General features: G+C 61.2%; 19 protein-coding genes. 5 read left to right on the top strand and 14 right to left on the bottom strand.

The window, feature by feature from the left end; genetic code table 11:
• Nucleotides 1-18: 18 nt before the first annotated feature.
• The 10 genes from ACODSV_RS17060 to ACODSV_RS17105 form a co-directional block, all read right to left on the bottom strand.
• Nucleotides 19-1,341 (bottom strand): OprD family porin, encoded by a 1,323-nt coding sequence (locus ACODSV_RS17060; protein WP_024075532.1) that lies wholly within the window; start codon nucleotides 1,339-1,341, stop codon nucleotides 19-21.
• Nucleotides 1,342-1,716: 375 nt separating this feature from the next.
• A complete protein-coding gene (locus tag ACODSV_RS17065; RefSeq protein ID WP_150055769.1) occupies nucleotides 1,717-2,571 on the bottom strand; it encodes an NAD-dependent epimerase/dehydratase family protein in 855 nt (284 codons plus the stop codon).
• A 1-nt stretch (nucleotide 2,572) separates the two neighbouring features.
• Nucleotides 2,573-3,538: a glycosyltransferase family 2 protein gene (locus tag ACODSV_RS17070; RefSeq protein WP_227496798.1), complete on the bottom strand. Its 966-nt coding sequence runs from the start codon at nucleotides 3,536-3,538 to the stop codon at nucleotides 2,573-2,575.
• A 48-nt stretch (nucleotides 3,539-3,586) separates the two neighbouring features.
• On the bottom strand, nucleotides 3,587-4,681 hold the full coding sequence (locus ACODSV_RS17075; protein WP_150055768.1) for a glycosyltransferase family protein: 1,095 nt from the start codon (nucleotides 4,679-4,681) through the stop codon (nucleotides 3,587-3,589).
• Nucleotides 4,672-5,784 carry a non-hydrolyzing UDP-N-acetylglucosamine 2-epimerase gene (wecB, locus tag ACODSV_RS17080; protein ID WP_102623397.1) on the bottom strand — a complete coding sequence of 371 codons (1,113 nt, stop codon included), beginning with the start codon at nucleotides 5,782-5,784 and terminating at the stop codon, nucleotides 4,672-4,674. Before wecB ends, ACODSV_RS17075 begins: the two co-directional genes overlap by 10 nt.
• 4 nt (nucleotides 5,785-5,788) lie before the next feature.
• Nucleotides 5,789-7,888: a glycosyltransferase gene (locus ACODSV_RS17085; RefSeq protein WP_223817894.1), complete on the bottom strand. Its 2,100-nt coding sequence runs from the start codon at nucleotides 7,886-7,888 to the stop codon at nucleotides 5,789-5,791.
• Complete coding sequence (locus tag ACODSV_RS17090) at nucleotides 7,830-8,555, bottom strand: 2OG-Fe(II) oxygenase (protein WP_150055767.1); 726 nt, start codon at nucleotides 8,553-8,555, stop codon at nucleotides 7,830-7,832. Before ACODSV_RS17090 ends, ACODSV_RS17085 begins: the two co-directional genes overlap by 59 nt.
• A complete protein-coding gene (locus ACODSV_RS17095) occupies nucleotides 8,552-9,838 on the bottom strand; it encodes a polysaccharide pyruvyl transferase family protein (protein WP_150055766.1) in 1,287 nt (428 codons plus the stop codon). Before ACODSV_RS17095 ends, ACODSV_RS17090 begins: the two co-directional genes overlap by 4 nt.
• A gap of 17 nt (nucleotides 9,839-9,855) precedes the next feature.
• Nucleotides 9,856-11,112, bottom strand: a complete 1,257-nt coding sequence (locus ACODSV_RS17100; RefSeq protein ID WP_102623330.1) for an ABC transporter ATP-binding protein — start codon at nucleotides 11,110-11,112, stop codon at nucleotides 9,856-9,858.
• Nucleotides 11,102-11,848, bottom strand: a complete 747-nt coding sequence (locus ACODSV_RS17105; RefSeq protein WP_102623331.1) for an ABC transporter permease — start codon at nucleotides 11,846-11,848, stop codon at nucleotides 11,102-11,104. The genes ACODSV_RS17100 and ACODSV_RS17105 overlap by 11 nt, the downstream gene beginning before the upstream one ends.
• Nucleotides 11,849-12,024: 176 nt before the next feature.
• Between ACODSV_RS17105 and ACODSV_RS17110 the strand changes: the two genes are divergently transcribed.
• Nucleotides 12,025-12,981, top strand: coding sequence for a class I SAM-dependent methyltransferase (locus tag ACODSV_RS17110; protein ID WP_150055765.1), 957 nt, complete (start codon nucleotides 12,025-12,027; stop codon nucleotides 12,979-12,981).
• Between the two features lie 9 nt (nucleotides 12,982-12,990).
• Here the strand turns inward: ACODSV_RS17110 and ACODSV_RS17115 are convergent, their stop codons facing one another.
• The gene (locus ACODSV_RS17115; protein WP_024075521.1) at nucleotides 12,991-13,893 is read right to left on the bottom strand and encodes a GGDEF domain-containing protein; all 903 of its coding nucleotides are present in this window, start codon (nucleotides 13,891-13,893) and stop codon (nucleotides 12,991-12,993) included.
• Nucleotides 13,894-14,103: 210 nt separating this feature from the next.
• On the opposite strand from ACODSV_RS17115, the gene ACODSV_RS17120 reads away from it, so the two are divergent.
• The 3 genes from ACODSV_RS17120 to ACODSV_RS17130 all read left to right on the top strand — a co-directional run bounded on the left by ACODSV_RS17120 (nucleotide 14,104) and on the right by ACODSV_RS17130 (nucleotide 16,347).
• Nucleotides 14,104-15,018, top strand: coding sequence for a universal stress protein (locus ACODSV_RS17120; RefSeq protein WP_024075520.1), 915 nt, complete (start codon nucleotides 14,104-14,106; stop codon nucleotides 15,016-15,018).
• A 47-nt stretch (nucleotides 15,019-15,065) separates the two neighbouring features.
• A complete protein-coding gene (locus tag ACODSV_RS17125) occupies nucleotides 15,066-15,986 on the top strand; it encodes a universal stress protein (RefSeq protein ID WP_024075519.1) in 921 nt (306 codons plus the stop codon).
• Nucleotides 15,987-16,092: 106 nt separating this feature from the next.
• Complete coding sequence (locus ACODSV_RS17130) at nucleotides 16,093-16,347, top strand: Lpp/OprI family alanine-zipper lipoprotein (protein WP_150055763.1); 255 nt, start codon at nucleotides 16,093-16,095, stop codon at nucleotides 16,345-16,347.
• A gap of 38 nt (nucleotides 16,348-16,385) precedes the next feature.
• On the opposite strand, the gene ACODSV_RS17135 is transcribed toward ACODSV_RS17130, so the two are convergent.
• Nucleotides 16,386-17,369 carry a zinc-dependent alcohol dehydrogenase family protein gene (locus ACODSV_RS17135; protein ID WP_024075517.1) on the bottom strand — a complete coding sequence of 328 codons (984 nt, stop codon included), beginning with the start codon at nucleotides 17,367-17,369 and terminating at the stop codon, nucleotides 16,386-16,388.
• Between the two features lie 15 nt (nucleotides 17,370-17,384).
• Entirely contained in the window at nucleotides 17,385-18,125 is a 741-nt protein-coding gene (fnr, locus tag ACODSV_RS17140; RefSeq protein ID WP_150055770.1) for a fumarate/nitrate reduction transcriptional regulator Fnr, read from the bottom strand.
• Nucleotides 18,126-18,386: 261 nt separating this feature from the next.
• Here fnr and ACODSV_RS17145 point away from each other — a divergent pair, with 261 nt between their 5' ends.
• The gene (locus ACODSV_RS17145; RefSeq protein WP_150055762.1) at nucleotides 18,387-20,756 is read left to right on the top strand and encodes a phosphoketolase family protein; all 2,370 of its coding nucleotides are present in this window, start codon (nucleotides 18,387-18,389) and stop codon (nucleotides 20,754-20,756) included.
• 11 nt (nucleotides 20,757-20,767) lie between these two features.
• Here the strand turns inward: ACODSV_RS17145 and ACODSV_RS17150 are convergent, their stop codons facing one another.
• Nucleotides 20,768-21,193, bottom strand: a complete 426-nt coding sequence (locus ACODSV_RS17150) for a potassium channel family protein (protein WP_024075514.1) — start codon at nucleotides 21,191-21,193, stop codon at nucleotides 20,768-20,770.

The raw sequence follows: 21,193 nt of genomic DNA on the forward strand, positions 1-21,193 counted from the left end.
CCGGCGCGCAGCCGCCGCTTACAACAGGGTGAACGGGTAGTCGACGATCAGCCGCAGTTCGTTCAAGTTGCCGTCACCTTGGTCGGCATTCGACGCCACGATGGCATCGCGCACGCGCAGCGACAGGTTTTTCGCCGGGCCGCTCTGGACGACGTATTTGGCTTCCACATCTGTTTCGTGGTGCGCGCCATCGGCACCGTAATCACCGGCATAGGCGCTGTTGGCCGGCGTGTGGGTGCCATCGATGTCCGAACCGTTGATGTAGCGGGCCATGAAGCTCAAGCCCGGCACGCCGTAGCTGGCCAGGTTCAGGTCATAGCGAATCCCCCAGGATTGCTCGCCTGGGCCGTTGAAGTCACCCCATTGCACCGAGTTGGCCAGGTACACCGAATCGCCGCCTTCACCCGCGCCGTTGTTGCCGGTACCGATGTAATCGAACGGCGTGTCGCCATGCACTTTCTGGAACGACAGCGTCAGGGTATGGGCCGTCAGGAACGAATAGGCCGCCGCCAGCGAATAGGTGGTGTTGTTGATCGCTCCGGCCTTGGCGCTGCCCGTATCGAGGGTGCGATACAGGTTGCCATCCAACGCCAGCGACTGGTCATGCCCCAACGGCAGCACATAGTTGAGGTTGGTGTAGTACTGGCGCCAGATATCTTCCAGTTCACCGGCATACACGGTTGCACTCAGCGACGGGCTGAAGGTGTATTTGCCACCGACAAAGCTCGCACTGGAAGCCGGCACGTTGGCGTAGGTGGCGTAGATGTCGTGGTCATGGTTGCTGGTCATGCCACTGTTGGTGCTGGTGAAGTGCCCGGCCTCCAGGTCCAGCCCCGCGATTTCACTGCTGGTCAGGTCAAAGCCGGTGGCCGTCTGCGGTAACAGGCGAGTGCCACCGGTGGCGAAGACGGGCGCGGTGGGTTGCATGTCGCCGAATTTCAGTTGGGTCTTGGATATTTTCACCTTCACCGCCGCCCCCACGGAGCCATAGGCGTCTTCCGGATCGCCGTGGCGGTCGGTCGGCAAGTTACCGGTACCGGCATCCTGGTGCGTGGCGTCCAGTTTCAACCCGCCAAAGGCGTAGGCATCCACGCCAAAACCAATGGTGCCCTGGGTGAAGCCCGAGGCGTAATTGAGCATGGCGCCTTGAGTCCAGTCACGGTTGTCGGCCCGGCCACCTTCGCGGTTGCGGTTCATGTAGTAATTGCGCAACAGCCCGGTGACGCTGCTGCCGTCGATAAAACCTTTGGCGTCGGCCTGGTCCGTCACGGACTCGGCGAGGGCCACCTGGCTGATACTGGCGCATATCGCCAGTGTTAACAGGCTCCACTGTTTGACCATGTTATTTACTTCCCCGAAATGATTGACGCGCACAGAAACACCGCACTTTTTACAGGGCGCATGAAGTTTTATTGGGCAGATGTTTCAGGTAAGAGAGACTGGTTTTTATTGTGCTCGACGTGTTTGTCGAAGCCGATTCTAAGCACAGTTTCCGCGGCCTGCAGCCGGCATTTGATTAAACTCGATTAATTAAACTTCACGTTTTTTAATCGGTCATGGGTGTAGCGTTGAAGCTGTCTTAGCCGCTCTGCTTCGACAAAAACCTTTGGTTGCCGCCGTAGTCGCTACGGCGGATTTTTTCTGTGCCTGGTTGATCGATAAGTTCTGCGGCCTTTATGTCGGGCAGCTCGCTGCCAAGTTCAAGGCGCAGGTTTTTTAGCCGACGGGGGGCAAGTCTTCAGCGCTCAAATCAAACGCCCTCGGCGCAAAGCCGAATTGTTCACGCGCCGCTGAATGATCAAAGGTCAGGTCCTGGCTCATGCGCTGCGCCATGGCGCTTGAAAGGTGGCGATAACGCGGCAGGCAGCGTGCGAGCGCGATCACCTGGCGCAATAGCCAGGCCGGAACGTTGAGCGTCCGTTCCGGCCGCCCTACGGCCTGGAACACTCGCCTGACCATGGCGTGGTAGGGCAAGGTTTGTGCGCCTGACAGGTTGTAGCTGCCACTTGGCCAGCCCCTGGTTTCCAGGGCGGCAACGCACACCTGGACAATATCGTCACAGTGGACCGGTTGACGCAGGCCCACGCTGTTACCGATCAACGGGAAGAAACCGTAGCGCTGAATGAACCGGGCTATCTCGCAAATGCTTTTGTCCTTCCCATGCCCGTAGATCAGGGTCGGGCGTAGAACAGCCCACTGCGTGTTGTGTTCGACCGCCCACTGCTGCAAGCGCTGCTCGGCATCGACCAGGCGTTGCGCCAGGGCACGCTCGCGAGGATCAGGCGAGGCTTGCTTGGTAAAGCGACTTGTCGAAGACAGGACCACGATGCACTTTACGTGAGCGCTGGCCAAACGCTCCAGGTAGTCAGGTAACACCCAGGCCGGGGCCAGCGAAACAAACGCGTCCAGGCATAGCTCCGGCCAGGTCTCGGCCGGCAGCCAGGTCACGTGTTCCTGGCAGGGTCTGCCGCCTTGACGGCTGAACGCGACGACCTGATGGCCTTCCCGCGCCAGGGCCCGCAACAGATGCTCACCGAGGAAGCTGGAACCACCGAGCAGGCCGATGCGCACCTCATTGCTCCCTGGGGCGGTTGTTCAACGCCGCCAGACACCGGGTGAACGCGTGACGCCCGACCATCAGGCCGAATCGAAACCAGACGCCAATCACCACGAACACCCACAAGAACACTGAATATTGCCGGCGGAAAAATTTGCGGTAAAACCGCAGGATTCCACGGTGCTTGTGCCACTCCACAAAATACGGACGGTTCCGACTGCAGCCTCCGAACACATGCGTCACCTGGGCATCCGGTACAAACAGGACGTTCCAGCCACCATGGTGAAAACGCATGCACCAGTCCAGGTCTTCGCAGTGCAGAAAATAGTCTTCGTCCCATAAACCAATGTGTTCGATCGCCTCGCGCTTGACCAACATGCACGCCCCGGAAATGGCTTCGACAGCAATGGGTTGCGGGGGCAGGGCTTCCTGATGCAGCAGGAAGTCGGAAAACAGCGCTGGCCAGAACCTGGCCAGACGCGACAGCCCGAACGCCCGCATGAATGCGCGCCTGGGCGTGGGAAATACGCGTCGGCCACCGGCCTGCTCAGTACCATCGAGATTGCACAGCAGGCCGCCTACCGCACCTATGTCGGCCGCCCCGTGCAAGGCCGTCAGCAAGCGCTCGATGGCTTGCGGAGCAATAACCGTGTCCGGGTTCAGGAACAGCAGGTTGGGTGCACTTGCAAGCCGTGCGCCCTGGTTACAGGCAACGGCGAAGCCCAGGTTCGCGTCGTTACGAATGATGTGCAGGGCATCGCCCACCGCACAGGTGCTCAGCAACCTGGCCAGGCTGTCATCATGGGAGTGGTTATCCACCACGATGACTCGGGTTGCACCGGCGTCAAGCACCGACTTCACACATGCCTGCAATAGGGCCCCCGCGTTGTAATTGACGATGATCACATCGCATTCGCGCGTTGGCGGCGCGTTGGCCTGCGTATCGAAAACCTGTACTTCCTGTACTTCCAACGGTGTCACTCCCTGTTCGTCCCGTCTGGTTATCGATTCACGTACACGCCCGGTCGCTCAAGGTATCGCCACGGAAAATCGAGTCGTCCAGGAGTTTTCGTGGCGAAACCTGCGCGTGTATGCTTCTGATTCATTGAAGTTCAGCGCCTTGTCCATGGCCTGCCGGATGTCCCCGGGCCCCTCCACGAGAAAAGTGCCCGGGCACGTACCTCGGTGGGCCATCTCGCCAAATACCGTACTGATCACTGGCAGGCCAAGCGCCCGATATTCGTAGTACTTGATCGGGTCGACATACCGTGTCAGCGCGTCGCTGGTGAAGGGAATCAACCCGACATCGAACGCCGCCATGGCTTTCAAGGCGTCCTCGTGGGATACCTCGCCACTCAAGTGGATGTTGCCGGGCAGACCAGCAGGCACAGGGGTGTGCAGCGGGCCGACCAGGCGTATGTCGGCATGCGGAAACGCCTCGGCGAGGGCAATCACGACATCCCAGGCAAACCACTTGGCGATGGTGCCGACGTAGCCCAGGACGGGTGTATTCCCTCGGCCTGCATGCGAATGCTGGCGGCTGGGCAGGCGCTCGATGGCGCAGGCATTGCCGAGCAGCTTGACGTTGTCCGAGCAGGCCAGCATTTGCGTCAGCAGCGCCGAGGAAGAAGCCAGTACCGTGGACACCGATTGAGCCGTGTGGCGTTGGCGGCGTTCCATGGCCCGGCGTGACAGCCCTGTATAGAACTCGGAAAAATTATCCATGGCATCGTAAAAGCTGGCTTCGAAAACAGGCTCCTGCAGCAGTCTCGACGCCAGGTGCGAAGGCTTGCCAATCCCCAGCACCGTGGGCTGTTGCGCAAACTCCCGCGCTTTCACAATCAGCGATTGCCAGAGCGGGCGGTTGATCCAGCCTGAGCCAGGCATCGGCTCGATTGGCAAGGCGCGAGGCTTGAGCACGGTCAACCATGCCGGCAAGGGCGCCTGTGCGACGGCAGGTGCAGGCCGCAGCCTTGTGAAATCGCTGAGTGTCGGAAAACGCGTGGGGTAGGGGTCTATCCAAAGGACGGGGGCGCCGGTTTTTTCATGGAAGCAGCGCACCAGTTCATGGGGTCGCTGGCTGAAGCTATGCCAGCGCATCGGTGAGAGATAGATCAGGCGCATGTGGAGAAATGCGCCGTCAATACCTGCACGATCCGCTCTGCGGCCATGCCATCCCCATAGGGGGATTGATCCTTGATCATGCTCGAGTAGAGCCCCTCGTCGTCGAGCAGATGCTGCACTGCCTGGACGATATCGGCAGTTCGGGTACCCACCAGCTTCACCATGCCATGCTCTATGGCTTCCTGGCGTTCGGTCTCGTTGCGCAACACCAGCACGGGCACGCCCAGGGCCGGCGCCTCTTCCTGGATGCCGCCCGAATCGCTGAGTACCAGGAAGGCGCTCTTCATGACGCGAATAAAGTGGTGGTAGCCCAGGGACGGGCAAAGCTCGATCCGTGGATGTCCTCCCAGCGCCGCCTCGACAGGCACTTTGACGCTGGGGTTCGGATGCACCGGGAAAATCACGCGCAAATCTTCATTGCGGTCGACCAGGTGGCGAATCGCGGTACAGATGTCGAGCAGGGGCGCGCCGAAGCTCTCCCGGCGATGCAAGGTCACCAGCAGGCGGCGTTCACCGTCGAGGGCGCCCTCGGTCGGTTCGTCACCCCGGCGAAGGCTCTGGTGCAGCGCGTCGATCACGGTATTGCCCGTGAGGTGGATGGCCTGGGGGGCAATGCCTTCGTCCAACAAATTGCCGCGAGCCCTAGGGGTCGGTGCGAAGTGCCATTTGGCAATGCGGCTGGTGACTGTCCGGTTCAGTTCCTCGGGAAACGGATTGCCCAGGTCGCCAGTGCGTAACCCGGCTTCCACGTGGCCAAAAGGAACCTGCTGGTAGAAACACGACAGGGCGGTGGCGAATACCGTCGAGGTATCGCCCTGTGCCAGCACGGCATCCGGACGCCACTCCAGCAGCAGTCGCTCGACCTGCGTCAGCAGGCGGCAGGTAAGGGCACTGAGCGACTGTTGGGGCTGCATCAGGTCCAGGTCCAGGTCGGGCTCGATATTGAACTCGCGCAATGCCTGGTCCATCAGTTCGCGGTGTTGCGCGGTGGCGACGACGTGGCAGGCGAACTGGGGCGAACGCTTGAGGGCATGGATGACCGGGGCCATCTTGATGACTTCCGGTCGCGTGCCCACTACTACAACTATCTTGCTTACGGGCATGTCGTTATCCATAACGGTGGGGTATCCAGGTGCCCCATTTTTTCTCGTAGATCGCTTTGTTCCGATCAAACAGGGCCTGGCGTTGGTCAATATCCATAAGGTTGAAGCTCGCCGACAGGTGATGGTGGATAAACACATCCCGAGCACAGGCATTGAAAAAACCCGCTTGCTCGACGCGCCGGCAGTAGTCGTCGTCTTCGAAGAAGCCACAGCCGAACGCTTCGTCCAGCGGTCCCACTTGAGCATAGGTGCTGCGTCGCAACATCACACAGAAAAAAGCCAGGGTCGGCAGTACGAACCACTCTCCCAGGTGCCTGTAGGTATACCCGCAGGCCCGATCAGGCATGTCTGCCAGTGAGTACGTAAGATCGATCTTGGCCTGGTTGCCGATATTGTTGGTGACGGGGCCGACCAGGCCGATACCGGGGTTGCGGTCCAGATGCCTGCGCAGGGTGTCTGCCCAGCCTGGGGTCACCTGGGTATCGTTGTTGAGCAGTACGAAGTAGTCCCCGGTAGCCACTGCCAGCCCCTGATTGTTGGCGGCGGCAAAACCACGGTTGTCGGCATTGAGGATGACGACCTGTCCATTGGCCTTGGCCCACTGATCGAGAAACGCCGGTGTGCCATCGCTGGAGCCGTTGTCGACCACAATGATTTCCAGCGCGGCGGCCTGGGCATTGGCGGTCAGGCTGGCCAGGCATGCCTGGGTCAGGGCCAGATTGTTGTAGGTCACCACAATCACACTGATCTCGCGCGGCACGTGCTGGGGTTCGGTGACGCTGAGCAAGGCGTCACGGCGCTGTTCCCAGGATTGGGCGGCGGCGAACGCCTGGCGCGCCGCACGGTGTTCGTCAGGTGGTTCGGCCAGTGCGTGGGCAATACCGTCGATAAATTCAGCCGGGTTTTGGGCCCGACGTATCAGCGCGCCAAACTGGTGGGTTTCTGGCAAATCGATGGCCACCACCGGCTTGCCGGCGCTGAGGTATTCGTAGACTTTCACCGGGTTGGTCGCCAGGGTCAACGGTATGACCTGGAACGGCAGGAGGCACACGTCCATCGCATACAAGTAGCTGGGGAGGGTGCTGTAGCTGACCTCGCCGGTGAATTGCACATTGGGATGGTGGCGCAGCTTATGCCGGGCGTTGGTGGTGTCCTCACCGACCAGGAGCACCAGGTGGTGCGCAAAGGCATCGGCAATGGCTGAAACCAGTTCGGTATCGAACCATTCGGCAATCGCGCCGTAATAGCCGATGATCTTGCGCCCTTGCGGGTCGTTGAACAGCGAGAAGGGGCGCCTTGAAAAAAAACCGAAGTCCGCCGCGTTTCGAATCACCGTGCGCTGCGCGGAGGGCGTCTGCCCCCATTGCTGGGCGAGCCGGTCGGAAGTGAACACGGTTGCCTGGGCCTCCAGCACCAACTGCTGCTCAAGCTTCAGAATGCCGGCATCGGTGTTGCTGAAACCTTGGTGATGATCGATGCAGTCATAGACCATGCGGCTATTCGGCGCGGCCTTGGCCACGTCCAGCCAGAAAGGGTGGTGCACGATCCCGACCACCGCGCGGGGCCGGGTACACAGCAAGAGTTCGCCCAACCCATAGCGCAGCTGCGCCACCTGGATCGATGAGGGGACCGTGGAGTAAATGGAAGGCGGGTCGCTCAGGTGCAATTGGACTTCGAACAGGTTCCCCCTCTCATTGAGCGGATAGATGGAGAAACCCGGCTGATTCGAGGCCTTGAGCGTGCTGGAGACATAAAACACCCGTCGCCCACTGGCACTCAGTACCTGGGCGAGTTGTTGCGGCCGCTGATGGCGGAAGCTCCAGTCGATCACCCCCCAGATGATGTAGTCCGGGTACTGGGTGTCGGCGAGCAGTTGCAACTGCTTGACCGGGGGTGTTTCGCGCACCTGCGGCCACTGGCTTAACCGACGCACCGGCCGGAACCAGGCGCCACGGTAGATCACGCTCAGGCGCTTGCGCAGCCAAGGGGGCAACGGCAACCCACGCAACCACGTAAGCAGACCCGTCATCAGCGCTGTCGCCACCTTACGCATACCAACCCGCTCCGCCATGCGTAACGCCTTGGCGATGGGGCGAGTAGTCATGCAGCGGGGTGTCATCCCCCTCTGGCCACATGGAACTGGTCGAGCCCGGGCGATAGAACGTTACGGTAATACTGCGCCGGGAAACCGGGCTGTCGTCGACCACCCGTGACACGGCATGCCAGGAGGTGTCGCTACGCACCAGCACGGCCGAGTTGCCGACCACGGGAGGAATCTGCTCGAAGACGCTGTCGGGGTCCCTGGAACCGAGAATTTGCAGGCAACCGCCGCGCGCCGGGTTCCAGCTGTCATTGAAATAGAGGATATGGGTGACGACCTTGTCTGCCAGGTCCGGATGCGGGCCAAGGTTGGCGCCGGGACCGTAATGGAACAGGTTGACCTCCATGGGCGCGACACTGAGGTCCAGCCCCGTCAATGCGCTCAATGCCTGGCGGTAAGCCGATGAGCGCAGATCCTGCGCCAGTGCCATCCAATGCGGGCTGAGGGCCTGAGGGTTGACCACTTGGCCGGTGGTCATGGCGATCAATTGCCTGGCTTCGTACTCGTAGTCCTTTTCTCCGCCGTAGCCCTTGACCACTTTGAAATGATCGCAGGGGTAGGTCTCGGCCAGTGCCGCGGCGTCCTGCGGGCTGTATAAGCCGTCGACCTGGGCCCAACGGAACGGTTGGTGGTGCAGGTGATGACGTGCGATCTTCTCCAGGTTGATCATGACGTGCTCCTTGAAATCAGTCGTTTAAAGCGGTGGTAGGCGCTGCGCCAATCGGGCTGCGTGGCCTGCGCCAACGGGCGCGGGGTTTCCACCGCCGCCTGCTGTGGCCCTTGCATGTTTTCGAGCAGTGCGGGCAGGAATTGCCAGAGGCGGTTGATGACTTCCGGGGCGGCCGCCCGTCGGGAAACGATGAGCCGCGCCACCTGGTCCCAGTGTTCACGCAACTGCTCGACGGCTTGGCAAGTGGCAGCGGAGAGGGGCCGCCTGCCAAGTTGATCGACCAGCCACTGCGGGTCCAACGTCTGGTCATGACGCAACTGGAAGACCCGCCCGTAGGCAGGCAAGGCCGTGAATTTGCCGACTTCCAGGTCCGCTGAGCAGAAGACCGGCAGGCCGAAAGCGATTGCGCTGATTGCCAGGTGGTAACTGTGGCCCACCACGCCTGCCGAGTGCGCAATCAGTTCGGCCAGCAGCAACGGCGACGGCCAGAACGGTAGGGTAACTGCGCGGTCCAGCGGTGCCCCGAGGGCTGACGGGTGATCGCCCAGGACCGGTCCAATGGGCAGGACCAGTAATTTCACCCCGGCCAACACATCACTGTTGCTGCGCCAAAGCGCGAGAAAGCTCTGCAAGCCTTGGGTGGCGTGTACGACCACGTAGGGGCCTGCCAGGTCGTAGCGCCTGAAGATATCGCGCAATTCAGCCGACGGGGTGTGTACATCCAGTACTTGGGCCAGACCGAAGGCCGTGTCGGGCAGTACCTTGATATCGGCATGTGAGCTCAATGTTTGCAGGGCCTTCTGTGTCAAAGCATCCCGTACCCTGACATGGGGGCTGTGCTCGACAGCAAGCGCCAACAGCGGCCGGCCCCATTCGGGGATTTCATTGCAGTGCATGCCGGGGGCATTCCAGATCAGTGGCACGCCGTTTTGCAACGCCATCAGCGCGGGTACCAGCCAATACCCGGTGGGGTGATGGATAGACGGATCGGGCGGCAGGTAACCGTCGGCGACACACTTGTCGAATCGGATGATAAAGCCACCGCCGATCAGCGTCGCATCCATCTGGTGGGCAAGCGCAGGCAGTTCGGTCAACGAGGTCACGGCATAGGGCCATTTGCGTGCGGACTTCCGGTGATAGGAAAACCGGTGCATATTCACCGCGCCCAGGCGCCGGGCCAGCTCTGCCTCGGCGATGATCGGGAACAACAGGTCGCCGTAGTTCTCCACGTCAAATGTGCCGTGAATCGCTATCTGCCAGACGTTGTCTTTATCGTTATGCACGCGAGTGGTGTCCTTGTTCACTGGGCTGTGGGCTCTGTAGGGGCTATCGCCTCGATACCGAGGTCGACGATGCCGAGAAAATCGCTGTCGAGCGTCAGGGTGTCGAAGGTCAGGAGCGCGACCTGTTTCTCGATCAAGTGAGCGCTTTCCTCGGTATGGCCATTCATGAGTTTCAACGTGATGTGGTACTTGCCGGCGGCAAAGCGCGAGCGGAACCTGGCCGTGAGGTGAGCCTTGCACCAACCGTCACAGGGTTGCTCGAGCACAAGGGCCAGGTTGGCACCGCCAATCACCAGCAAGCGCGGTTCCTGGATGGTGATACTCAGGCTGGGCAGCGTGATCGACTCCCGCACCCGAGCCTCGACCCTCAACTCAATCACTTCATCATGCACAAAGGTGGAGTGCAGGCTGCCGGTGTTGGTGAAGCAGGCGCTCAGAATGCCGCCTTCGTCGGTGCCGAATGCGATGCCGTCCGCCTTGCTCAAATGCACCTTGGGCACAACGGCCACGGTATCCTCGCTGGCGCCGCGGCGCTGCTCATCACGCATATCCAGCAGGTAACGCTCGGCAACGTCCTCGGGCCGCCCGCTGGCGCGGACTTCGCCGCCACGAAGGTAGAGCGCCCGCTTGCAGAAGCGCTTGACCATGCTCATGTCGTGGGAAACGAACAGTAATGTCGTGCCGCGCTCGGCCAGCACTTCAAGGCGCTGCAAGCACTTGAACTGAAAGGAAGCGTCGCCAACGGCGAGGGCTTCGTCGACGATCAGGATATCGGGGTCCACCCATACGGAGACCGCGAACGCCAGGCGCATGAGCATCCCGCTGGAGTACGTCCGGGTCGGCTGGTCGATAAAGTCGCCAATGGCGGCGAAGTGGGTGATTTCGTCGAAACGTTTTTCGACCTCGGCGCGGCTGAGCCCCAATATCGCCCCGTTAAGAAAGACGTTCTCACGCCCCGTGAAATCGGGATTGAACCCGGAGCCCAGCTCAAGCAGCGCAGCAATACGGCCGTGGCACACCACGGATCCGGTGGTCGCGCCGAGCGTCCCGCAGATCAGTTGCAACAGGGTGGATTTACCGCTGCCATTGCGGCCAATGATGCCGATCGTCTCCCCCTTGAGGATGGTCAGGTCGACGTCTTTGACAGCCCATAACGGGCGGTAAAGCGGTTTACCGCCGGGCAACAGCAATTGCTTCAGCCGGTCTCGGGGTTTGTCGTATATCCGGAAGCACTTACCCAAACCTGTTATCTGTACGGCAACCTCAGAGGACATCGGCAAATCCATTTCTCATCCACTGGAAACACTGGAAGCCCACCCACGCCACCGCACACGATGTCACCAAGCTGATCGCCCAGGACTGCGGTTCAATGGGCACACCCCAGAACAGCACGTCGCGCGCCTGCTCGATGAGCATCGCCAGCGGATTGAGCAACAACAGCGAGCGGTACGCTTCAGGCAATACGTTGACCGGGTAGAACACCGCCGACACGAACAACAGGGCGGTGGTGAAGGCACTGACCACTTGACCGACGTCTCGCAGGTACACCCCGAGGCCGGCCAGCAGCCATGAAATACCCATGGAAAACAGTATCAACGGCAACAACACCAGCGGCAGCAACAACGCGGTCACGGGCGGAGTGCCGATCAACAGGAAATGGAACAACAACCAGATGAGCAGGCTCGCCGTCGCGTGCAACAGGACCGAGCCGAGGGACATCCAAGGCAGTATCTCCAGGGGGAATATCACTTTCTTGACGTAGTTGGTGTTATGCAGGATCAAACTGGGCGCGCGCTGCACGCATTCCGCGAAGATGTTGAAGACCAGCAACCCTGCAAACACCAGCAGTGCGAACTCCGTACGCGATCCGCTGCCGCCTTGCCACTGCTGCTTGAACATCACACTGAAAACCAGGGTGTACACCAGCAGCATCAGCAGGGGGTTGAGGAAAGACCACAGCACTCCCAGCACCGAGCCCCGGTAACGGCCGAGCACATCGCGCCTGATCATCGATATCAGCAGCTCACGGTACCTCCATGGGCTGGAAAAAAAACCGCCTGACGCCTTGATCATAGCTGGCAAGTCGTGTCCCTAATATGGCGTGCGTTGTTCGGGGTCATCAAAGGTATGGCCTGGAGAGAGGGCGGTAATCGACTAAAAGTAGTTCATAAAAGGAAATACACAAGATGACGCGCGTAACCGATAGGGAATTCAATGCCGCTCTACCGGTGATGCAGAAACTGCTGTGGGGACACCAGCAAGACCGAGAACGACTACAAGCGCTCGGGATTAACCTGATTCCGGTTAATTTCTATTCGAACACCCCCTCTATCGCCGAGACGCTGAGCGCCTACGAGTACACGGAGTCAACACCGCCTTATTTGAACTGCGGGATATTCGAGCCGGAAAACCTGCGGGCTGAACTGCTCGAACTGTTGCCTTACTCACAGGACTTCACGCCGGCCCCTGTCGGGAATATGCACACCTGTCGTTCGTACTTCTGGGAAAACGGCCAGTTCATGTACAGCGATGCCATGTCTTACTACGCGTATATCCGGCGTATACGCCCGAAGAACATTGTCGAGATCGGCAGTGGCTTTTCCTCGCTGATTGCCTTGGAAGCCTTGGGTCATAACGGCATGGGCCGCTTGCGCTGTATCGAACCGTTTCCGCGTCCCTTCATCACTGCGCTCGGCCAGGAGGGCGCGCTGGACCTGCACACACAACGCGCTCAAGACGTGACCGCCGACACCCTGAATGCGATGCTCGAAGACGGCGATATCCTGTTCATCGACTCCACGCATACGGTCAAGACCGGCAGCGATTGTGCGCACATCTACCTGCGCTTATTGCCGCGGATCACGCGCAAAATCACGGTGCATGTCCATGACGTCTTCCTGCCGTTCGGCCTGCCGCAGCACTGGGCGATCGATCATCAGATCTATTGGACAGAACAGTATCTGCTGCTTGCGCTGCTGATCGATAACCCGCGGACCAAGCTGCTGTTCGGCAGCGCCTACCACAAGCATTTCAATGACCAACTGCTCACGGAATTGATGCGGGGTCGCTGCGAAAGCGGCGGCGCCAGTTTCTGGTTCGAGTACGACGGGCGCAGTCAGCGTGCCGCCGACACCACGCCCTGAGCCGGTCGCCTATTCAACAGGCCCTTGCAGCCAACTCAAGCGACAGGCATTACCCCCACCTTTCTTGGCCTGATACATCGCGTCGTCCGCCCGCGCCAGCAGCTGTTCGACACACGCGCCATCCGCCGGGTAGCGGCTGATGCCCACGCTGATGTGGGTGCTCACCCGATGGCTGTCGATCATGAACGGCTGGTCGATCGCGGCGATCAGCTTGCCGGCCAACCCTTCGACCTGTTCGGCCTGGTCCATGCCATTGATCAGCACCGCGAACTCGTCGCCACTCAGCCGGCACACCACGTCAGACCGGCGTACGGTCTGGCCGAGGCGTTCGGCCACGGCAATCAACAGTTTGTCGCCGCAGACATGGCCCAACGTGTCATTGACCGATTTGAAATGGTCCACATCGATGAACATCAACGCCAGGGCCCGACGCTGCTTTGCCGCATGCTTGATCGCTTGATCGAGCAGGTTCGTGAACAGGTTGCGGTTAGGCAAGCCGGTGAGGGCGTCGTGGAACGCCAGGTGTTGCATGTAGGCACGCTCTTCGTCCATGACGTTGAAGTTGTGCAGGATGGCGATGAAATGCGTCACCACCCCGTGGGGATCGAGGACCGGGGTAATGACCTGGTTGACCGTACAACTGCCGCCATCCTTGCGGCGCTCGACCATCTCGCCTTGCCAGGTCACGCCGGCGAGGATGGTCATCCACAGTTCTCGATAGAACGTGGTGGTGTGCCGGCCGGAGGTCAGCAGGTGAGGGGTTTTCCCCACCAGTTCCGGCTTGGAGTAGCCGCTGAGCAGGCAGAACGCCTTATTGATCCAGACGATGCAACCTGTGCGCTCGGTGATCAATACCGGGTTCGTCGCAGCGTCCAATGCCCTGACCAATACTTGCTGATCTTCGTGGTTCATTGCCCCCTCCGATACCGCCAATGATGCCGTAGGCCCTGATTCAGGCTAGGGGCAAAGCACCAGGCTGCGGTTGATCAACATCAACTTTTATCGGCCCCTGCCCAGCGAAAAAGCCGGCGTGAAACTGACAAAGATCAATCGATGGCGCCTCGAAACGCTCACTCTGTAGGTCTAGTCACGTCGTGAAATGACCGCGCGCCGAGGTGCCCCATGTTGCAGCCCCAACGTTTACTGTTGATTGCCCCTTCCGCCATGACGCACACACCGGCGTTCGATCGTGCCGCCGCACTGGCGCGCGCGATGCACCTGCCGTTGCACATCGTGGCATTCGACTATTTGCAGGCCCTGGCGGTCGCGGGCCTGTTCGCCCCCGAACAGATCAGCAAGGCCCGCGAAGGCTACCTGGACGCACACCGTCACTGGCTGGCCGAGCAAGCCGGGCAGATGAGCAAACACGGGGTGGTGGTCACCAGCGAGGTGGTGTGGGTGCAGCATCCCTATGAGGAAATCCTGCACTTCGTCAACGAAATGTCGCTGGCCCTGATCATCAAGGATGCCGAGCAAGTGCCGGCGTTGAAACGGGTGTTCTTTACCCCGCTGGACTGGCAACTGCTGCGCGACTGCCCGGTGCCCGTGCACCTGGTCACCGATTCACGCCATCCGCTGCCACGCAAGGTGCTGGCGATTGTCGACGTGTTGCGCAGTGAGGAACAGGACCAGGTGTTTAACGACCAGATCGTTGAAGCCGCGGTCAAGCTGGCGGCCCAGTGTGAGGCGCAGTTGGAGTTGCTGCATGTGTATGACTGGGCCGCGGTGTACGCCAAGGACATGGGCTTCGGCGCGGTTCCCCTGGCGGCCGGGCTCTATGAGGCGCTCAACGAAGCGCAGCACGAAGCCTTCTCGTCCCTGGCCGAACGCCAGGGCATTCCGGTTGAACGGCGCCACTTTATCGAAGGCGTACCGCTGTTCAACATCTGCGACTTCGCCCACACGCATCAGAGCGACATTATCGTGATGGGGACCGTGCAGCACTGGGGGTTGGACAAACTGCTCGGCACCACTGCCGAGAGCCTGCTGCAACGCGCGCCCTGCAGTGTGTGGGCGATTAAACCCGCACGGGGTTGAGCCATGGAACCCGCCGCCTATTTGGTCGGCGCCCGAAGAGGTGTGAAATGAGCCAGTACCAACGTCTGCTGCTGATCACCGATCGCACGCTGTATCACTCCCCGGCGCTGCTCCGGGCGGTGTCACTGGCCAAGGCGTGTAATGCGACCCTCGATGTGCGGGCGTTCATCGAACCCGCGCCGATTATCCACTTGTGGGAGGAGCGCGTGGATGAGTCGGTGTATCAGGACTACCTGAGCCGCTATCGCCACTGGTTGGTCGAAGAAATCCAGCGCCTGGGCGGCACAGCGCTGAAGGTCTCGGTGGAACTGGTATTCACCACCCACCCCTTGCTCGACATCCTGCGCACCGTCGCTGACTTGAACCCGGACCTGGTGATCAAGGATGTGAAGCTCGAACCCCTGCTCAAACGCGTGTTCATCACCCCCCTTGACTGCCAACTGCTGCGTGAGTGCGCAACGCCGCTGCACCTGGTGAGCGAGGCCCGCTATGGCTTGCCCCACCGCGTAGTGGCAGCGGTTGATCCGTTCGATCCCGACACGCAGATCAGCGGCTTGAATGACACCATCATTCAGTGCGCCTACGCCCTGGCCCTGCAATGCGACGCGCCGTTGCACCTGTTGTACGCCTACGACCTGTCGCCCGCGTTCAATGGTGACGCGCCGCTGGTGATGGGCGGCTGGAGCGTGGACTTCGTCGAAGAGTTGCGCCAGTCCCTGCATCAGGCGTTCGTGTCGTTGGCCGACCGCTATGGGGTGCCACCGGAGCGGCGGCACTTTGTCATGGGCCAGCCGGTGCCGGTGATCCAGGAGTTTGTCGAGCAGTACCTGGCGGATGTGGTGGTCATGGGCACCGTTCACCGGGTCGGGTTCGACCGACTGGTGGGCAGCAACACCGAACGCGCTTTGTATTCGGTACCGGGCAGCATTCTGGCGATCAGGCAGCCGCCAGCCAGCATCGACGGGTAGGGCGACTGTCCACTTGTTGACGAAGATCAGAGGGACACAGGCCCAGCGGCAGATACTGGAAACGAATGCCGCTGATCGATCAATGACCTGAAACGAGGGATGCACCGTGAACAAATACCTGTCCATTTCACTGCTGGCAGTATTGCTGGCAACCTCCGCCGGCTGCAGTCATCAAGCCGCCAAAACATTTGATGCGCGCCTGGAAGCCGCGGAAAACACGGCCGCCACGGCGCGCCTGCGCGCGGATGAAGCCTACCTCAAGGCCGATCAGGCGGCGGCGTTGGCCAACCAGGCCCAGCGCACCGCGGACGAAGCCAACGAACGGGCGATCCGCATGCTGACGACCGCCACCAAGAAATAGCCAGCGTGGCCTGTGTTCGGCGGCCGGCGCGCCGCCGTTCATGGCGTCAGCACGATCGCGCCGTTGAACTGCCCCGAACGCAAATGCGCCAAGGCTTGATTGGCCTCCTCCAGGGCAAAGCGGGTGATGTCGCAATGCACGGGCGTGTGCTGCAAGGTTTCGAAAAATGCCGCACCGTCGTGCCGCGTCAGGTTGGCCACCGAACGAACGCTGCGCTCGCCCCACAGCAACCGATAGGGAAAGGCCGGAATATCGCTCATGTGGATCCCGGCGCAAATCACACAGCCGCCTTTCACGGTGGCCGCCAACGCCAGCGGGACCAAGGCGCCGACGGGGGCGAAAATCAGGCTGGCATCCAGCAGGTGAGGAGGGGCCTGGTCCGAAGGGCCGGCCCACACCGCGCCCAAGGAGCGGGCATACGCCTGGCCGGCGCTGTCATCCGGGCGGGTGAACGCGTACACGGTTTGCCCACGGCCCAGGGCGACCTGAATCGCCAGGTGCGCCGCCGCACCGAAGCCGTAAAGCCCCAGGTGGCGGGCGTCGGCAGCCATCTGCAAGGCGCGAAAGCCAATCAGCCCGGCACACAACAACGGCGCGGCTTGAACATCGGAAAGGTCGGCGGGAATCGGCAGGCAAAAGCGTGGGTCAGCCAGCGTGTATTCGGCGTAACCGCCGTCCAGCTGGCAACCGGTGAACTGCGCCCGATCGCAAAGGTTTTCGCGGCCGCTGCGACAGAAGTCACAGGTGCCACAGGTCCAGCCTAGCCAGGGCACCCCCACGCGCCGGCCGATCCAACCCGCGTCAACAGCAGCGCCCACGGCGGTCACTTCTCCGACAATTTCATGGCCTGGCACCCGTGGCAGTTGCGCTTGCGGCAACTCACCGTCCACCAGGTGCAGGTCGGTACGGCACACGCCACAGGCCAGCACCTTGATCAGCAGTTGCCCGGCGGCAGGCGTCGGGATCGGCCGTTGCTCAAGTTGCAACGGCTGGCCGGGGGTGTGCAGAACCATGGCACGCATGACGCATCTCCAGCGTTAGAGGGGGCGATGACAGCCTGCGACCAGGTGCTTGAGGCCCTCCGGGTCCTGGATCGTGACATTTCGCCCATCGACATGGGCCAAGCCCTGATCGCGCAGGTGCGCAATGCCTCGGCAGATGGTTTCCAGGCGCAGGCCCAGGTAGGAGCCGATTTCTTCGCGGCGCATCTTCAACACGAAGTGCCGGGCGGAATACCCGCGAGCACTCAAGCGTTGCGACAGGCTCAGCAGGAACGCCGCCAGGCGCTCATCGGAGTTCATCTTGCCAATCAGCATCAGCAGGGTGTGATCCTGCACGATTTCACGGCTCAACAGCCGGGTGAGGTTGTGCTGCAGCGAGGGCAACTGGCGGGCGAGGTTTTCCAGGTGGGTATAGTGGATGGGGCAGACCTCACTGTCCTCCAGGGCTACCGCCGTGCAGGCATGCGCGTCGGCACTGATCGCGTCCAGGCCGAGCATGTCGCCGGCAATGTGAAAGCCGGTGACCTGTTCACGGCCGTCGACCGAGACCATGCCGGTCTTGAATGAACCGATACGCACCGCGTACAGCGAGCGCAGCGGATCGCCTGTACGGAACAGGGCTGCGCCTTTTTTTACCTTGAAGCGTTGCGCGACCAGTGTGTCCAGTTGCGCCACCTCGTGCCCCCCAAGGCCGATCGGCAGGCACAGCGCCGACAGGGCGCAGTCGGAGCACTTCGTCTTGAGGGGGCGAAGTGGCTGCGGGCGCACTTGAGGCATGGAACGTAAGGCCGTCGGATTGTCGACCACAAACAAATGATGGACTGTCATACATGCACTCCGTCCAGGCCTGAGCCTGAATGTAGGGACGAAAGGGAAATGGCACTGTCTGCACCCTTTGTTCGGTCCGCCCGCTTCCCACGTTCATTGAGCTTGAGCCTCGGCTTCAAGACTTGACGTACATCAAGTCTCGCGCATTCGAGGCCCACAGAATCGACGAATGACAATCCATGTTTCGAGCCTGGGCGGAGGGAGGGGGTTATGAGCGATTTCTTGAGTGCCGAGGAACTGGAAGGGCTGGACGCGTATTGGCGCGCGTCCAATTACCTGGCGGTGGGGCAGATCTACCTGAAGAGCAACCCCTTGCTCCAGGTTCCCTTGACCCAGGCGCACATCAAGCCGCGCTTGCTGGGGCATTGGGGCACGACGCCGGGGCTCAATCTGCTCTACACGCACCTCAACCGCCTGATCACCCAGTACGATGTCAACCTGCTGTTCGTCGCCGGGCCCGGCCATGGCGGGCCGGCGGTCGTCGCGCAGACCTACCTGGAGGGCACCTACACCGAGTGCTATCCGTCCGTGGAGCGCAATACCAACGGGTTGCTGCGCCTGTTTCGACAGTTTTCCTGGCCCTATGGCATTTCCAGCCATGTCTCGGCACAGATCCCAGGCTCGATCCATGAAGGCGGTGAACTGGGTTACTGCCTGGCCCACGCCTATGGCGCGGTGTTTGATAACCCGGACCTGATCGTCGCTTGCGTGATCGGTGACGGCGAGGCCGAAACCGGCCCGCTGGCCGCCAGTTGGCACGCCAATAAATTCATCAACCCGGCGCGTGATGGCGCGGTGCTGCCGATCCTGCACCTCAACGGCTACAAGATTGCCAACCCCACCGTTCTGTCCAGGATCAGCGAAGAAGAGCTGTCAGCCCTGCTGTATGGGTATGGCTACGATGCCTACTTCGTAGAAGGCGATGAACCGGCGCAGGTCCATCAAGCACTGGCCCGCACCTTGCAGACCCTGCTGCTGAAGATCCGCGAGATCCAGCACGCAGCTCGCCAGCCACGGCGCAACGCGGCGCCGGAGCGCCAGCTGTGGCCCATGTTGGTATTACGCACGCCCAAAGGCTGGACCGGGCCGGCATTTGTCGATGGCTGCCGGGTCGAAGGCACATGGCGCGCCCACCAGGTCCCCTTGGCTAACTTCCAGGTGCCGGGCCATGTGCAGCAACTGGAGGAGTGGCTGAACAGCTATCGCCCCGGCGAACTGTTTGATGCCGACGGGGCCTTGCTGCCGGAAATCACGGCCCTGGCGCCCACCGGACACCGCCGCATGAGCGCCAACCCCCACGCCAACGGCGGGCTGTTATTGCGCCCGCTCGACTTGCCACGCTTTGCCGATTACGCCGTCGAACTGCCAGTGCCCGGTTGCCGGCGCGCCGAGGCCACTCGGGTCCTGGGTTTTTTTCTACGCGACGTGATGAAAAACGCCCAGGGTGCCGGCAACTTCCGCTTGTTTGGCCCGGATGAAACCGCCTCCAATCGCCTGGACGCGGTCTACGAGGTCACCGCCAAGGCGTGGATGGACCCATTGGAGGCCGACGACCAGAACCTGGCGATTTCGGGCCGGGTCATGGAGATCCTCAGCGAGCACGTCTGTGAAGGCTGGCTTGAGGGCTATCTGCTGACCGGGCGCCATGGCTTGCTGTCGTGCTATGAGGCGTTTATCCATATCGTCGATTCCATGGTCAACCAGCATGCCAAATGGCTGAAAACCGCTGCCGGCGTGCCCTGGCGCAAGCCGGTGGCCTCGCTCAACCTGTTGCTGACCTCCCATGTGTGGCGCCAGGACCATAATGGCTTCTCCCACCAGGACCCCGGGTTTATCGACCTGGTCGCGAACAAGAAGTCCGACGTGGCGCGTATCTACCTGCCTCCCGACGCCAACTGCCTGTTGTCGGTGGCCGATCACTGCCTGCGCAGCCGCAATTACATCAATGTCATTGTGGTGGGCAAGCAACCGGAGTGGCAGTGGCTGGATATCGACGCGGCCGTGCGTCATTGCCTGGCGGGGATCGGTCGCTGGGGCTGGGCCTGCCGTGACGATCAGGACCCGGATGTGGTCATGGCCTGTGCCGGAGACGTGCCGACCCTGGAAACCCTGGCCGCCGTGACCTTGTTGCGCGAGTACGTCCCAGACCTGCGGGTACGGGTCGTCAATGTGGTGGACCTGATGGTATTGCAATCGCCGTCCCAGCACCCCCATGGCCTGTCGGATACCGCGTTCGATGAGTTGTTCACCCCCGACAAACCGGTGATCTTTGCCTTCCACGGCTACCCGGCGCTGGTACACCGGTTGCTGTACAAACGCACCAATCATGACAACTTCCATGTGCGTGGCTTCAAGGAGGAGGGCGCCACCACCACGCCGTTCGACATGGCGGTGATCAACGACCTGGATCGCTATCGATTGGCGCTGGACGTCGTCGAGCGTGTACCTCGCCTGCAGGAACAACGCCACGCCGCACAATCGCGCTATTGGTCGATGATGGAGAAACACAAGTTGCACCTGATCGAGCATGGCGAAGACCTGCCCGAAGTCCTCAACTGGCAATGGACGCCGGCCACCTAGTGGAGGGGCCGCTACTTGCGTTTCCAGTACTTCTGCATTTCGAGAAACAGAAACGAAGCTGTCCAGGTGATCAGCACCAGACCGGTCAGCGCTTGCAGGCCGGTCAAGTACTTGAGATGGCCCACGGGGGTGATGTCACCGAAACCGATCGTGGTGTAGGTGGTAAAGGAAAAGTACACACAGTCCATGAACGAGCCGTCGAAGCGCCCCGACAGGCGGCCCCATTCGCCGTAGCGCGTCATCAGGTAATAAGCCAGCGCAAAGCACCACACTTCGATCGCATGCGCCAGCAGGGCACCAAAGACGCCGATGACCATCCTGAAGCGGCTCCAGACCCTGAGCCGCGGCAGCCAGTCGTTCAGCCGCAACAGGCATTCGTAGTGAATGACCACGGCCAGGATGACCACCAGCATGTTGATCAGGGTGACAGCCAGCAT

It is taken from the genome of Pseudomonas sp. FG86 (assembly GCF_057808775.1).